This window comes from Lentisphaera profundi (genome assembly GCF_028728065.1).
GTDB classification, from domain to species: domain Bacteria; phylum Verrucomicrobiota; class Lentisphaeria; order Lentisphaerales; family Lentisphaeraceae; genus Lentisphaera; species Lentisphaera profundi.
This window is the reverse complement of record NZ_CP117812.1, coordinates 1,309,161-1,323,835: the sequence shown is the minus strand read 5'-3', so window position 1 is coordinate 1,323,835 and position 14,675 is coordinate 1,309,161. Positions and strand designations below refer to the sequence as shown.

12 protein-coding genes are annotated in these 14,675 nt (G+C 39.5%); 10 read left to right on the top strand and 2 right to left on the bottom strand.

The features are described from left to right. Positions 1 to 206 precede the first annotated feature (206 nt). The 7 genes from PQO03_RS16630 to PQO03_RS16600 all read left to right on the top strand — a co-directional run bounded on the left by PQO03_RS16630 (position 207) and on the right by PQO03_RS16600 (position 8,850). The gene (locus tag PQO03_RS16630) at positions 207 to 860 is read left to right on the top strand and encodes a 3-keto-disaccharide hydrolase (protein WP_274154319.1); all 654 of its coding nucleotides are present in this window, start codon (positions 207 to 209) and stop codon (positions 858 to 860) included. Continuing rightward, positions 857 to 1,747, top strand: coding sequence for a c-type cytochrome (locus PQO03_RS16625; RefSeq protein ID WP_274154318.1), 891 nt, complete (start codon positions 857 to 859; stop codon positions 1,745 to 1,747). Before PQO03_RS16630 ends, PQO03_RS16625 begins: the two co-directional genes overlap by 4 nt. Beyond that, positions 1,747 to 3,246 carry a DUF7133 domain-containing protein gene (locus PQO03_RS16620; RefSeq protein ID WP_274154317.1) on the top strand — a complete coding sequence of 500 codons (1,500 nt, stop codon included), beginning with the start codon at positions 1,747 to 1,749 and terminating at the stop codon, positions 3,244 to 3,246. Before PQO03_RS16625 ends, PQO03_RS16620 begins: the two co-directional genes overlap by 1 nt. 255 nt (positions 3,247 to 3,501) lie before the next feature. Then, positions 3,502 to 5,283 carry a cellulase family glycosylhydrolase gene (locus PQO03_RS16615; protein ID WP_274154316.1) on the top strand — a complete coding sequence of 594 codons (1,782 nt, stop codon included), beginning with the start codon at positions 3,502 to 3,504 and terminating at the stop codon, positions 5,281 to 5,283. A gap of 108 nt (positions 5,284 to 5,391) precedes the next feature. After that, positions 5,392 to 6,849: a sulfatase family protein gene (locus PQO03_RS16610; RefSeq protein ID WP_274154315.1), complete on the top strand. Its 1,458-nt coding sequence runs from the start codon at positions 5,392 to 5,394 to the stop codon at positions 6,847 to 6,849. Between the two features lie 161 nt (positions 6,850 to 7,010). Continuing rightward, positions 7,011 to 8,147, top strand: coding sequence for an AAA family ATPase (locus PQO03_RS16605; RefSeq protein ID WP_274154314.1), 1,137 nt, complete (start codon positions 7,011 to 7,013; stop codon positions 8,145 to 8,147). Further along, positions 8,137 to 8,850: a hypothetical protein gene (locus PQO03_RS16600; RefSeq protein WP_274154313.1), complete on the top strand. Its 714-nt coding sequence runs from the start codon at positions 8,137 to 8,139 to the stop codon at positions 8,848 to 8,850. Before PQO03_RS16605 ends, PQO03_RS16600 begins: the two co-directional genes overlap by 11 nt. 123 nt (positions 8,851 to 8,973) lie before the next feature. Here PQO03_RS16600 and PQO03_RS16595 read toward each other — a convergent pair whose 3' ends face one another. Both PQO03_RS16595 and PQO03_RS16590 read right to left on the bottom strand, forming a co-directional pair. Beyond that, complete coding sequence (locus PQO03_RS16595; protein WP_274154312.1) at positions 8,974 to 9,735, bottom strand: nucleotidyltransferase domain-containing protein; 762 nt, start codon at positions 9,733 to 9,735, stop codon at positions 8,974 to 8,976. After that, positions 9,732 to 10,817, bottom strand: a complete 1,086-nt coding sequence (locus PQO03_RS16590; protein WP_274154311.1) for a DNA polymerase beta superfamily protein — start codon at positions 10,815 to 10,817, stop codon at positions 9,732 to 9,734. The genes PQO03_RS16595 and PQO03_RS16590 overlap by 4 nt, the downstream gene beginning before the upstream one ends. Positions 10,818 to 11,152: 335 nt before the next feature. On the opposite strand from PQO03_RS16590, the gene PQO03_RS16585 reads away from it, so the two are divergent. The 3 genes from PQO03_RS16585 to PQO03_RS16575 are packed head-to-tail and all read left to right on the top strand — an operon-like array spanning position 11,153 to position 14,553. Further along, positions 11,153 to 11,584 (top strand): alkaline phosphatase family protein, encoded by a 432-nt coding sequence (locus tag PQO03_RS16585; protein ID WP_274154310.1) that lies wholly within the window; start codon positions 11,153 to 11,155, stop codon positions 11,582 to 11,584. Continuing rightward, the gene (locus PQO03_RS16580; protein WP_274154309.1) at positions 11,581 to 13,014 is read left to right on the top strand and encodes a sulfatase; all 1,434 of its coding nucleotides are present in this window, start codon (positions 11,581 to 11,583) and stop codon (positions 13,012 to 13,014) included. The genes PQO03_RS16585 and PQO03_RS16580 overlap by 4 nt, the downstream gene beginning before the upstream one ends. A 6-nt stretch (positions 13,015 to 13,020) precedes the next feature. Continuing rightward, positions 13,021 to 14,553: a sulfatase family protein gene (locus PQO03_RS16575; RefSeq protein WP_274154308.1), complete on the top strand. Its 1,533-nt coding sequence runs from the start codon at positions 13,021 to 13,023 to the stop codon at positions 14,551 to 14,553. The last annotated feature ends 122 nt before the right edge of the window (positions 14,554 to 14,675 follow it).

The following is a 14,675-nucleotide window of genomic DNA, read 5'->3' as shown; positions in this document are numbered from 1 at the left end:
AAGTAGTTTTGAACTCTATACGTAAGCATAAGTGACAAGTCTTTTCTGAGGAATCTCTAATAACAGAGGCCTATTTTAAAAAGAGAAGATTTACATTTAGGCAAATAAGTCAAATTCTATTATTATTTTATGATCTTTGCCTGTAACACAGGTATCTTTAGTGGTGTTTACTTATGTTAAATCAATAAACACGGAGCAACAATTCAATGAAAAAGTACTTTCTTCTCTTTTCTCTAGGTCTCTCTACTCTCTTGGCAAATGATAAACCGCAGGACGCTATCCAATTTATCGGCCCCGACGGTGTCAGTAATTTAGTCAATGAAAATGAGCCAAACAAAGATTTAAGCTGGGCTTTCAAGGAGGGGGTCTTAACCGTTGGTAAAGGCCATGTTGTCACCAGCATGCCCGTCAATAACTTTAAAGCCCACATTGAGTTCAAGGTTAATAGCCGACCCAATAAAAATAACAAGAGAGCTAACGATGGCAATAGCGGCATTTACATCCAGCAGCGTTATGAAGTTCAGATCTTAAACTCTCATGGTCACGACGATGATTATCAAAAAGATGATTGTGCTTCCATTTACAAGTTCAAAAAACCTGATCACATCGTTTGTAAGCCCGCGGGTGAATGGCAAAGCTACGACATAGAATTCCACGGTGCTAAATGGGACGGCGACAAGAAAATCGCCAATGCACGTCTTACGCTCATTCACAACGGAGTCAAAGTTCACGATAACGTGGAAATACCGAACAAAACGGGTCACGGCAAGAAAGAAAGCCCTGAAGTTTTACCTCTAAGACTGCAATCTCACAGTAACCCAGTTCAGTTCAGAAACTTTTGGCTACAAGAAATCAAATGAGGATTTTAATCGCTCTTGCCGTATTCTTAGCTTTTGCGATGCCCGCAGATGCCAAGCCAAAAAAGAAATCCCAAGGTGCTAAAGCTGACCCCATCGCCAAAAAACTTTTCGAGGCCAATTGCTTAGCTTGCCATGATCCACTTAAAACTATTGTGGGGCCCACTCTACACGAGATTCACAAACTCTACGAAAAAAACCCTCAAGGCATAGTGACTTGGGCTAAAAAACCAGGCCGCAAAAGACTCCAAGGCATTGCGATGCCCGCAATGGCTCACCTCCCCGATAAAGACCTCAAACTCATTGCCGATTACATGATTTTTGCTGGTGCGCGAATTTCTCCTAAGAAAAGTAATAGAAAAAAAACCTTTAAAGAAGAACTTGGTAAAATTCAACGAACTTTCATGCCCAATTCTAGCGTCGTATCTTTTGCTATTAAATTCTCTGATAACTTATCCCTCTGCTGGGATGCCGATAAGGCTAGCACCCGTTATATTTGGCGAGGCACTATGGATCCCAAGAACCATTTCATCAGCAATGGCAAAACCATTCCAGCTATTAACGGAGAAACTCTTTATAAATCAGACCAATCGCCCTTTCTCAAAATTTCTGATCCGGTGGATTTTTTAGGCTACAATATAAGTCCTCAGGGGCTTCCAGAATTCCTTTACAAACGCGGGGATTATCAATTTAGTGAAACCCTCATCTTCTCCAATGATCGCATGTCTTGGACTTATAGAGTTTCCGGGCCAAGCTCGATTCAGTATAGTCTCCCACGCATTGCTGGCTTTAAAGTCTCTACGAATACGGGACAAATTAAAAATCAAATTTTGCATTTGAGCAAAACTGAAATGGCTCAATTCACTCTAACTTTCACCGAGGAGAAGTAATGATGAGAAATTTAAGCTTAAGTTTACTCTTCCTAGTTTCTGGTTTTCTACAGGCAGGATACAAGATTGAAAGAATTGATACTCCCAAGGGGATTGATGCTCAAATCGGCGGGCTTGACTTTATGCCCGATGGCCGCTTAATCGTCGCCTTTAACTATGGGAAAATATTCACCTATAATCCCCAATCAAAACAATGGAAACTCTTTGCTGAAGGACTCCACCTTCCCCTTGGAGTTTTAGCGATCAGCAATCATGAGATCATGGTGATGCAACGTCCCGAACTCACCAGAATCATTGACCGCGATAAAAATGGCCATGCAGATTCTTACCTCAAATTCTATGATGATTTTGGACTCTCAGGTAACTATCACGAATTTGCCTTTGGTCCTGTACGTGATACTAAAGGAAATTTCTACATTGGCCTCAATGTCGCCTCAAATAATGGTGGCATTCTCTCTGAACCTCGTGGTACATTCCTGAGTTACGACATTGATAAAAAAGATTTAGAAGGTGACTACAATCAAAAGTTGGTAAAAAAAGAAGTCACTCGTATGTATAGCTGTGTTCCCTACCGTGGTTGGATTATGAAAATTGATCCCCAAGGAAATGCCACCCCCTATGCCTCTGGTGTACGTTCACCCAATGGACTGGGTTTTGATCATAAGGGCCGTCTCTTTGTCAGTGATAATCAAGGCGATTGGCTTGGATCGAGTAAACTCCATCATATTCGTGAAGGAGCTTTTCATGGCCACCCGGCTTCTTTAATTTGGAAGAAAGGCTGGAAACAAAATCCCAAGACCATGAAAATTAAAGAACTCGATGACATGCGTCAGCCTGCTGCCGCACTCTTTTCCCATGGCATATTAGCTAATAGTCCCACTCAACCCCTGCTCGATTCCACTCAAGGAAAATTTGGTCCATTTAGTAATCAAATGTTTATTGGAGATATGAATTTAAAGCGATTACTGCGCTTTATTCCCGAAGAAGTGAATGACACGGTTCAAGGAACACTGATTCCCTTTCTAGACGGCAACGAGCTTGGAAATGGTAACAATCGCTTAGTCTTTGATAAGAATGGTGCTTTATGGGTCGGAAAAACTCATTTATCTTGGGCTGGCGATGAAGGCTTGAAAAAAATAAGCTGGGATGAAAAAACTGATTTTGATATTCTTAAACTTAAGCAAATACCTAATGGCTTTCGCATCTTTTTTACAAAAAAAGTAGACCTCAAGTCTGCTAAAGTCATTGCTAATTACGCAATTAAAAAATACAGTTTTGACTACAATTCAAAATACGGCTCCCCAAGAAAAAACGAAAAGAAAGTCACCCCTAACTCCATTCGTGTCGCACAGGATGGCCTAAGCGTAGATATTTCTCTACCTGCTTTAAGTCCAGGTCATGTTTATCAGTTTGAAACCCCTCAATTAAAAAGTTCGAGTGGAGAACCTTTAGCTAGCTCACTCTTTTGCTATAACCTTATTGAGCTTATTCAAAACTAGTGCTGAACTAACAAAAATCTTCACTATTACCCGTAATAAGGGGTTCCAGCCCTACTCGCCTGCTTAAGGATTGGCAAATCCTTAGAGGGAGAGCTCGAGAGGGACAGCGTCCTTCTCGTATGCGCAGCATCATGCCCTCTCTTCTGAATAATCATAAACATCTTTGGGACTTTAATTTCAATTTCTGTATCAAAATAGTTTTACTCATGTTTAAGTTATTATACGATTAAATAATGAATTTTATAAAGGCTAAACATGAATAAACCCTTCAAATCTCTCGCGTATTTAGGCGTCTTGATATTATTAAGTGCAGGTTGTACTTCTTTTCAATCAACAGCTAGTAATAAGGCGACCAAGACTTCACAAGATACTAAAGCCAAAAAAGGTTATACATGGACGACCGATCATGTTCACGTCGGTGTCCGCTGGCAACCCTTTGGGGGATTCCCGAAATATAATGCTGCAGATGCCCAGCGCCCCGTCATAGCTCAAAATAGTAGCTACGCTCAATTTTGGATAAATTGGCATGCGGCTGAACCCGATGAAAAAAATACCGATTATAAGAACAATTTATCCGGCTACTTACAAACTATTGAACAAGCCGTGGATGCCTGCAATGCCAAAGGTCTGAAAGTAGAATTTGTTCACTGGCATACGCCCGCTTGGGCCTCTGTGAATGGTGAAGCGGGTAGCCAAAGATCAAAGCCGGGACTTTACAAAGAGTTTGTCACTCGTCTTGCCACTCATTTCAAAGGACGTGTTCACGCCTATCAACTTTCTCATGAAGCCAACTTGGAGCACATGATTAATGAGGGCGATATGGATTACCTGATGAATGAAATTTTCATCGATGGTGCCAAAGCCATTCGTTCTGTTTACCAAGCTGAACCAAGTGAGGAAGTGCTTATTTCCACAAGTGGCTGTTCCCCCTGCGAACCTTGCCCTCCACTGAACGGTTTAAAAGGCAAAGGTGGCGCTGCTGTCGACGATTATTACGATCAGCTCATTGCCAATGAAGAACTCATGTCACTCGTCGACGCCCTCAATCTCAATGTAACAGATCACTCTGATGGTTATGGTAAAATGGATGGAAAATATCTTGACTCAACTTGGGGAAACTTCGATTTAGTGCGCCATAAACTTGATGCTGCGGGCTATAAAGATAAACAGGTACTTTCCTCTGAGTCCTGGGTTGTTTGGGATGATGGTGACAACGCCTTTGACGTCAATGGCGATGGCCTTAAAAATGAAGTGGATGCCTATGAAAAAACTCTCACTATTTTAGGTAAATGCCTCGAGCGTGGGCTCAACACAGTCAACCTACCTTGGTCAGACAACTCCAGCGGCTGGTCCATGGGCTTAACTAAGCGACGCGATTTCAGTGGTCGTGTCAAATTATTAAACCCCGGCTTAGTTGTACCCGCAAATGATGGTGGCAGTGACATTATCACTAAAAAAGTTATTCTTGCTGGTCCCGAAGATAAATTCAAAATCATCGATGCCAAGAACAATATTTTTACTATCGATGATTACATTAATCCTAGTGATCCCAATCACCTACACTACTACATTTGGAAGTGGTATAGCCAATTGAGTTCCGGAAAGGATGAAGTCATTCGCCATGCCATGGCGCATGAACACCAAAATCACATCACCCTTCTTGGCCCTGCTTTCACGGGTAATGAACGCTACAGAATATCTAGCTATAACCGCAGTAAACAATCTTTCTCCGTGCTACTCTATGCGTCTGGCGCCACTGGGAAACTCTGGAATGATTTGACGATTCCTGCCACAATCCAAACGGGCATCCATAGTAATACGGGGAGTTCCAAAATGGACTTCCGCGGAGAAGGCTTTAAGGATGGCGAAAAATTTATTGCCACAATTACCACCAAAGACATCAGTAAAAAAGATGGTTCCGATATTGATAAAAGAGTCATCAAAACAGCTGTTCAAGAAGTCAAAGATGGCCAGCTAAAAATTCGTATCCCCGTGCTCAACAAGTTCACGCATATCGAATTTAATCGCTCCGAATAGAAATCATTGATCAAATCAATCAAATTATTAGAGAAATTATAAAGCTAGCTTGGCATAGCCCTATTCTGTGCGGTGTATTATAGTATAAAAACACTATGGACTACTCCTATGATTTCTCTTAGATTGACCCTATTCTTTAGCTTTATCTTCTTTGCCCATGCACAAGACAAACCCAACTTTATCTTTTTTATTGCTGATGATATCTCCCAAAGTGACTTCGGGGCTTATGGTCACCCTAGTATCAAAACTCCAGCCGTCGATGCGCTCGCAGCGAAAGGCATGCGTTTTGACAATGCCTACTTAACTACCAGTAGTTGTAGCCCCAGTCGATGCAGTATCATTACTGGGCGCTACCCACACAATACTGGTGCCCCAGAACTTCATATGAAGCTACCTAATTCCCAAATTCGCTTCCCCGAATTATTGCGCCAAGCGGGTTACTACACCATACTTTCGGGCAAGAATCATATGTTTGGTAAAAAAGACCGCGCTTTTGATAAGATCACTAAAGGTGGTGGGCCTGGCAATGAAGCCGATTGGGTTCAAAACCTCAAAGATCGTCCCAAAGACAAGCCCTTTTTCTTTTGGTACGCTGCAAGCGATGCTCACCGCGATTGGCAGATCAGTGACCATGCTCCCACTTATCAAGAAAACGAAGTCATTGTCCCCCCTTACATGTATGATGGCCCTGAGACCCGTAAGGATCTAGCGCAATACTATCACGAAGTCAGTCGTTTCGATCATTTCATTGGCTTAGTTGTGGAAGAACTTAAAACACAAGGAGTACTCGACAATACAATGATCATTGTAGCTTCCGATAATGGCCGCCCTTTCCCTCGCGACAAATCTCGCCTCTATGATAGCGGAATTAAAACGCCTTGGGTGATCCATTTCCCAAAAGTAATCAAAAAACCCGCTGTCAGCAAAAGCTTAATAAGCTCAATCGATCTCAGTGCCACCTGCCTCGAATTAGCTGGCATTGACATACCCCAAAATATACAGGGGCAAAGCTTTCTCCCCATCCTCAAAGACCCGCAGCAAGTCGTTCGCCAAGTCATTTTTTCTGAACACAATTGGCACGTCTACAAAAATCACGAGCGCATGGTGCGATTTGGCGATTTTGTCTATATCAAAAATAACTACCCAAATCAGCCCAACCTCGCCTATGAGTCCGACACCAAATATCCCGCCGGCTTAGAACTTTGGCAAGCACATGCAGCGGGAAAAACCACCGATAAGCAGAGTCAAGTTTTTGCTAATCCCTGCCCCGAGGAAGAACTCTTTAAACTCAGTCAAGATCCTAATCAGCTAAATAACCTCGCTTCAAACCCTGAATACAAAACACAGCTAATGCAAGCGCGAAAAATGATTCAGTTATGGACCGAACAAACCGGCGATAGCATCCCAACTAATCCCACACCTAACCGCCATGCGCCTCCCAAAATAATTGATGGTGTAGTTCTTCCTGCAGGCACAAGCAAAAATAGAAACCCCCATGCCGAATGGCCGGGTCAATCAAAAAGCGCGGATCAAATCAATCACCCCGGCCCACTGACTTTGCCATAAAAAACTTCATCGTATGTAACATCCCTCCTTATCAGCCTCTAAATATAAGCTTGGGCTCACCTCAAAAACACTCTGCCGTAGTTTTTTTACGGCAAACCTTGATAAGCTGTATTTTACACCTAAGTTCTTAGCAATTATATCATAATTGCTAAGGTAAATAGATGCTACGAAAATTTTCAGTTACTAACTTTAAAGGTTTTAAAGATAAATTTACACTTGACTTTACAGACTCTAAAAGTTTTGAATTTAATCCAGAATGTATAAAAGATGACACCATTTATAAAGCTCTTATATATGGCGTAAATGGATGTGGCAAATCGAATTTAGGCTGCGCTATAATGGATATCCAGTTCCATTTAACTGATTGGAACCTTCATGAAAAACGAGATTTATATAAAAACTATATCAATGCATTATCTAATGAAAAATATGCTAAATTTTCATACGAATTTTATTTTGATGGTGACACTCTCATTTACGAGTATTGGAAAGAGAATGCTGATGAAGTGATTGCGGAAAAAATCCTTATTAATAATAAAGAAGTTATACACATAGATAAGAGAGCTGATCCAAACGGGAAAGTTCTACTTAAAGGTGCAGAAAGTCTAAAAACTGATATGGCAGGAAAATCGCTATCATTCGTTAAGTTTATTCTTAACAACACTGTATTAGATGATGACAATCAAGAAAATAAAACTTTTAATCGTTTCATAAATTTTGTCAACTATATGAGAATGATAAAAACTGTCGACACGCACAAAACAATGAGCTACAAAACATCTTTAGCATCAAAATATATTCTTGAAGATACCGATGGACTACAAAAATTCGAAAGTTTTCTTAATTCATGTAATATAAAATGTTCATTAACAACCATTGATGTAGGTGAAGAAGATCCACACATAGCCTTTGACTATGATTCAAAAGCTATTAGTTTTTTTGATGTAGCTTCTACAGGAACATTATCACTTGGCTATTTATATGTATCATTGTTAATTCTAAAAAGACATATTAAAGAATATGGCGCTACTTTCATTTATATTGATGAATTTGATGCTTTCTATCATTATATTTTAGCTAAAAAACTTATTGATTTATTAAAAAATGAAGATGGTGTTCAAGCTGTATTCACAACTCATAATACGGACTTAATGAACAATGATTTAATGCGTCCCGATTGTTTATTTAACATGACTGAAAAAGAAATTAATCCTTTCCATAAATTAACTAAAAAAGATTTACGAAAAGCTCATAACAATCAGAAGATGTTTAAAGCTGGTATGTTTAATGAGTTATAAAATATTATTTATCTTTGAAGGTTTAAAAACTGAACCAAAGATAAGTAATTGCCTACAAGAGCATTTCTTTCCTGATGACACTTCAAATATTATTCACAATGTTTTCGGGAGTAATATCTACTCTCTTTACGATGTGATAAAACGAGATGAACATGCAGATGTATTTGAGATATTAAGAGAGCAAAATATACTACCTGACGACCTAAAAGATTTAGATCGTGATGATGTTGGTGAAATATATTTATTTTTTGATCATGATGGCCATGACACACGTGCCGACATTCAAAAAATTTCAGAACTACTATCCATGTTTGATAATGAAACTGAAAATGGTCGTCTTTATTTAAATTACCCTATGGTCGAGGCCATTAAAGAAACTGACCTATTCCAAAATAAGACTTGGGAAATCGCAAAAAATAAAAAATACAAAAGTTACGTGAGTGAATTAGGTACTTATAATGACTTGATGTCATTATCGAAAGATGACTGGAATGAAATGTGCTTAAAACATCTAAAAAAAGCTAATTGGATTGTTAATAAGGATTACGCCCTTACCACTAAAAATTCTATCGGACAAAGTTCAATATTTGAGCAACAAGTGATTAATTTTATTCAACCATTAAATTCTGTCTCAATTTTAAGTGCATTCCCTTTGTTTGTTGATGACTACTTCCAAGAAAATGAGTTAGAATATAGGCAGTAAACTAAACATTAATTGGGGTTCCCTCCATTTAGAGATATTGAGTCCTCGTGCTAATGAGTTTAACTCTAAAATGAAAATTAGATTTTATCACTTATTACACAGTTCTATGGGATGCTAGTGAAATTATTTCACGAAATCTACCATTAATTTATTTAACTCTTGCCAGTTAGATTTAGGCCTAGGTTTTAGTTTTGGCATAAGTATCTCATAATGAGTGACTTGCTCATTAAACCAATTAACAAGGCTAATTTCTAGTTCCACTAGATGACCTTCTGCTGCGGTTTCTTTTTGCTTCAAAAATTCGTTTACTTGTCGCTGAATATCCTCTGGCATAGACTTGCTTTCTCGCATGAGTAAAGAAAATTCTGTAGGAGGCATAGATGAGAAATCCTCAATCCATTCACAAGCTAATAGAGGGCGTAAAATATAAAAGAGCTTTTTGATTTTTACGCTGTTTTCCAATATGTGATTCTCTACATTTTTACGTGCCATTGAAAGGTAATGATTCATACCTTTGATGGGATTAAAGTATTGTGAAATTAATGCTTTTAATGACTGGTGGAAACTTTCATTTTTAAAATAAATTTCGGGACTATTAATCCATTCGAATAAGGCCAGGTTACCATCCGCAAATAAACGTAAAGTCTTACGGATTTCCCAGCCACCAAGGTCAAGTTCCAAAGGAAGCATTTCATCAATCGTATCTTTTTTATTTTCGAGACTCAAATACCATTCGAGTGAATGTGCATAAATAAAGCGGACGTCCCAATCACTATCAGGTGATTCAAACCCCCATGCCCTACTGCCACTCTCGCATGCGTATAAAATATTAATTTGTCGTTCTTTCGCTAATTCTGTAAGTGTTAGTTTTATATGCTCTTTCATCTTCCTTCCCAAGACTTTGTTATTTCAACTAATAAATTTTGGAGTTTTTCCTCATCGATTGAATCGGCTAAAGTAGATTTCCCATAGGCTAATGAAAAATCGTTTAACTTATCTTCTACTCTCTTGATGAGCTCATCGTAGTTAAAAAAACCATCGCGAACCTTTTTCAGGAAGTCTAAATTTTCTCCTTCAAAACGTACTAAAGGTTCGCCTTTTTCTAAAATATTTTGGCCCGAAAATAATAAGCGAAAAGTATGCATCATGTTTTTAGCATCATAATCACGCTTGCCCTGTTCTTGACCTTGCCAACGAGTTTCATTACGATTATCACGCCATTGCCAATAATTTGTGTGATCGCGCTTAGCACATTCATACGCCGCTTCATTAAATAAGAGTAAGCCTCGGCAATGAGTTTTTTCCTCTTCTTTAGGGATTGATTCGCAAACAAGTTCACCCCCACGAAAAACACCGCGAGCATCTGATCCATAATGATAGAGGCGATAGAGTCCCTGACTATGCTCTACTGAACTCACATGGTATTGAGCAAGATCTATATCAGTATCTTTCAAAGATTTCGGTCGATAAGGCGTAGCCTTATCATCCGATTTGATAAACCAGCAAAAATCTTGTCGCTCAGGAACTTTTACTTCTTGAGGATTATTCACCCATTTATTTTTGCCACGAGCTTTTTTTATCTGAGCTTGTGCGTAGTTAATATGCGAAGCATAAGCTTGCGTGGTAATAAAGACTTGTCGCGCCTCAAACAAAGGTTTCAATAAGTCGCTCTGGAAGCGAATACAATCTTCTGGCATAAAGAGCATCTCGATGATATTTGGATTCGCATTAGACGCCAACTCTATGAATCTCTTAAGAGTATAATAAACCTTATCATTACGCTCATCCGACACTTGTTCAAGCGGGGTTTTCTCCATAAGGTAATGACTTGGAGGCAGAATGAAAATGCCTTTGATATCTTCGTCACTCTCCGCATGAAAAGTTCCGTAAGCTCGAGAGCCTACAAGGGTTTCAAACAGCAGGTACTTCTCTCGCTCTTGATATAGATCTTCTAATTTTGTAATCATCACTCCCTCCTAACAAATATTTGAAACAAAAACTATTCACTCTTAGCGCTTAAGCAAGTTCCCCTAAAGAATGACCTTTGTCCAACAGTGAATTTTCTGTTACATCGAGGATCGTTTATCCACACCCTTCTATCTACACGATGGATCAAGTGCATAGATAGCTCATACAACTCCATTAAAATCTCTATTAGAATTAAACGCAGAGTAGAAAATATATATCTAGAGTTCGTCAAGTGTTCTGTAACAAAGCATTATATTTCTTGTCTTATAGAGTAACAAAGCTTAAGGACTTGTTAATCAAAAAGAACGAAATTTAAAAAGTAAAGGCTCTTATCATGCTAGGTATTTTTTTACTACACAGATGTCAAGAATCAATCGCAGCAGGATTTAAGGCTGCTCTTTTCCTAATACTTGCGCTCTTTGCGACCTCCGCAGCTGCAAGGGATAAACCCAATATCGTTTTCATCCTTGCCGATGACATGGGCTATGGCGAGCTCTCTTCTTATAATCCAGCTGATCACACTCAAGAGCTCAGAGCTGGCCCCGCTACCTGCGGCTTTGATTCATTTTTTGCTATGCATGCCTCTCTAGTCCTTCCTTCCTGCTTTTATATCCATGGTGACAAAGCCACAATGACTCCCTCAAATAACATTGAAGCGAACAACAAACATCAAAGGGGGTATTCGAACTCCCCAGAAATAGTCACAGGCTTATCTAAAAGTCTAAAAATGACTCTATCAAATAAAGCTGGTAGCATTAGAAAATGAATATCTCTATTAAATTACTTAAGTTAAACATAAGTCTGTTAACTTTTTTAGTGATGAGTCTCTCTTTAGAAGCCGAGCCAAAGAAAGCACACATAAAAAACATTCTTTTCATTGTCGCCGATGACCTAAAAGCCAGTGTGCTCGGTACCTATGGAGATAAAGTCTGCAAAACTCCAAACATAGATAAACTTGCTGAACAAAGTCTAGTCTTTGACCGCGCCTATTGCCAAGGGGTCGTCTGCGGCCCGTCGCGTACTTCTTTTATGCATAGTCGCTACCGAGGTTCCCTGGGAACCAACCTCGCAGAGCACTTTAAAAATAATGCTTGGTATACTGCGCGTGTAGGTAAGATTTACCACATGCGAGTCCCCTACGATATTATTAATGGAACAGATGGCCAAGATATCGCGAGTTCATGGACCGAACGTTTTAATTCTTCGGGACGGGAAGCTCATACTCCAGGAGATTACGCATGTCTCAATTTAAATATTTTTACCGACAAGTTAGAGCATCGTGAATCTACAAAGATGCCCAACAGGATGTTCGTTTCAGTGAGTTATGAGGGGGATGGTTCCGATCAACCCGATTATAAAAGTGCCAGCAAGACTATAGAACTGCTCAATAAACATAAAGATAAGCCCTTTTTTATCGCCACGGGTCTAGTCCGTCCCCATTACCCCAATGTTGCTCCCAAGCAATATTTTGAGCCCTACCCCTGGGAAAAAATTGAACTTCCAGAAATCTATAAAAATGATTTAGCTGATATTCCCAAAATGGGACGTGCCAAGACTATGAATTCGAGTAACCCCATTGGCAAATATATTGACAACCAAAAACGCATGTGGTCTGCTTACTATGCCACAGTACAATTTATGGATGAACAAGTGGGGCGTATTCTTGATGAACTCGAACGACTCGGCCTGAGAGAGAGTACTGCTATCGTCTTTTTAAGTGATCATGGTTACCACCTAGGTGAGCACGGCTTTTGGCAAAAACAAAATCTACATGAAGAAGTCACTCGAGTCCCCCTCATGATTTACGTCCCCGGGATGAAAGCCGGTCGCACCCAAGCTCTAACTGAGTTAGTCGATATTTATCCAAGTTTAACAACGCTCCTAGGCATTGAGACACCAAAAGAAGTTCAAGGAAAAAGTTTCCTCCCGCTATTGGAGCACAATAATAAAACGATTCGCAATGAAGCGCTATCCCTACTCTCTAGCGCTAAAGGTTATTCCATTAGAACCGACACTTACACTTATATACGTTATAAAGATATGAGTGAGGAACTCTATAATATGAATAAGGATCCGAAGCAATTTAAAAACCTTAGCAAAAACCCAGAGTACAGACCAGTACTCGAAAAACTCCGAATCCAATTTGATCTTCGCCTCAAACAAGAAGGCTTAAATAAACCCGCTAAGAAAAAATAAAAAATTATGTTTAAATCAATACGTCCATATATAGTTTTATCTCTTCTCTGCCTCGGTATTGCAAGCGATCTCTTGGCAAAAAATCAAAAGCCAAACATCCTTTTCATCATGTCAGATGATCATACCAAGCAAGCTATCGGTGCCTATGGTAGTCGCTTAGCTCAACTCAACCCCACTCCAAACATTGATTACCTTGCTAAAAACGGCATGAGATTTGACCAAGTTTTTTGTAATAACTCCATCTGCACCCCGAGTCGTGCCAGTATAATTACCGGTCAATACCCGCAAAGCAATGGCGTACTTGACCTCAATGGCAGCATTAGTGCCGACAAACAATATCTGCCTCTAGTAATGAAAAAAGCAGGTTACCAAACAGCTATGATTGGCAAGTGGCACTTAAAGAAAGAGCCCGCTGCCTTTGATTTTTACTGCGTTTTACCCGGACAAGGCCTTTATCACAATCCCGATTTTTATGTTCGTGGGCCAAAACCCTGGGGTAAAAATATTTTAAAGTCGAATAAGCACTCAAGTGATGCCATAACGGACATCAGTCTCGATTGGTTGAAAAACAAAAGAAAAACTAATCAAGCATTTTTTCTTATGCATCACTTCAAAGCTCCTCATGATATGTACGAAAATGCCAAGCGTTACGATTCCTACTTAGAAGAAATTGATATCCCAAGGCCAAATAATCTTTTTGAAGCGCCCAAGGCTTCCCCCGGTAGTAAAGACTTAGGTTCCGGACTTAGTAAAAGTCACAATACTTGGGGTTTACCACAGAAACTTGGCATCAGCGATGAGCTCAATGAACCTGAATATACCCACAAAGCTTATCAGCTCTACCTAAAGCGTTACTTGCGTTGTGTTAAGGGTATTGACGACAAGATCAAAAGGCTAATTGATTATTTAACCGAAACGGGCGAAATTGAAAATACCATCATTATCTACACGAGTGATCAAGGCTTTTTACTTGGAGAACACAACCTCATTGATAAACGCTGGATGTATGAAGAGTCCTTTTCTATGCCATTTATTGCTTATTACCCCAAGCTGATCAAAAAGAACTCCGTTAATCATTGGCTCATTAATAACACTGATTTCGCCCCTACTCTGTTACAATTAGCTGGTATCAATAACCCTCCCGAATACATGCAAGGAAAAAGTTTTTTTGACGCTTTTACGGGAAGCGCGAAACCAGAAAATTGGCGTGAATTTACTTACTACCGCTATTGGATGCATATGGCCCATCGCCTTGCGGTTCCCGCACATTTTGGCATTCGCTCCGAACGCTACAAGCTGATCTTTTTTTATGGGCTAAAAAACGGAAAACGCGGAGGAAAACCCACTCCTGTGGCTTGGGAATTCTATGATTTAAAATCAGATCCAAGCGAAATGGTTAATCAGTATGCAAATCCTGAATATCAATCGATCATCAGCAAAATGAAGTCGCAGTTAAAAGATTTACGAATTGAGCTCAAGGAAACTGACGAAAAATACCCACAAATCCAAAAGATTATTGACGCCCATTGGGATAAATAAGAGCTGTAATTTAAGCATTTAGACATCAATTATGTTTAGCTTATCATAAAAAAATTTAAGTTTCCTATAACAAGTCAAAAAGTTCATTGTCTAACATTTAAAATGTGGGCCAAATCATTTTC

Bases quoted from the DNA above. Each gene is read 5' to 3' on its own strand.
- PQO03_RS16610 (WP_274154315.1), top strand. From the start codon at position 5,392: ATGATTTCTCTTAGATTGACCCTATTCTTTAGCTTTATCTTCTTTGCC.
- PQO03_RS16605 (WP_274154314.1), top strand. From the start codon at position 7,011: ATGCTACGAAAATTTTCAGTTACTAACTTTAAAGGTTTTAAAGATAAA.
- PQO03_RS16580 (WP_274154309.1), top strand. From the start codon at position 11,581: ATGAATATCTCTATTAAATTACTTAAGTTAAACATAAGTCTGTTAACT.
- PQO03_RS16600 (WP_274154313.1), top strand. From the start codon at position 8,137: ATGAGTTATAAAATATTATTTATCTTTGAAGGTTTAAAAACTGAACCA.
- PQO03_RS16585 (WP_274154310.1), top strand. From the start codon at position 11,153: ATGCTAGGTATTTTTTTACTACACAGATGTCAAGAATCAATCGCAGCA.
- PQO03_RS16590 (WP_274154311.1), bottom strand. From the start codon at position 10,817: ATGATTACAAAATTAGAAGATCTATATCAAGAGCGAGAGAAGTACCTG.
- PQO03_RS16575 (WP_274154308.1), top strand. From the start codon at position 13,021: ATGTTTAAATCAATACGTCCATATATAGTTTTATCTCTTCTCTGCCTC.
- PQO03_RS16620 (WP_274154317.1), top strand. From the start codon at position 1,747: ATGATGAGAAATTTAAGCTTAAGTTTACTCTTCCTAGTTTCTGGTTTT.
- PQO03_RS16630 (WP_274154319.1), top strand. From the start codon at position 207: ATGAAAAAGTACTTTCTTCTCTTTTCTCTAGGTCTCTCTACTCTCTTG.
- PQO03_RS16625 (WP_274154318.1), top strand. From the start codon at position 857: ATGAGGATTTTAATCGCTCTTGCCGTATTCTTAGCTTTTGCGATGCCC.
- PQO03_RS16595 (WP_274154312.1), bottom strand. From the start codon at position 9,735: ATGAAAGAGCATATAAAACTAACACTTACAGAATTAGCGAAAGAACGA.
- PQO03_RS16615 (WP_274154316.1), top strand. From the start codon at position 3,502: ATGAATAAACCCTTCAAATCTCTCGCGTATTTAGGCGTCTTGATATTA.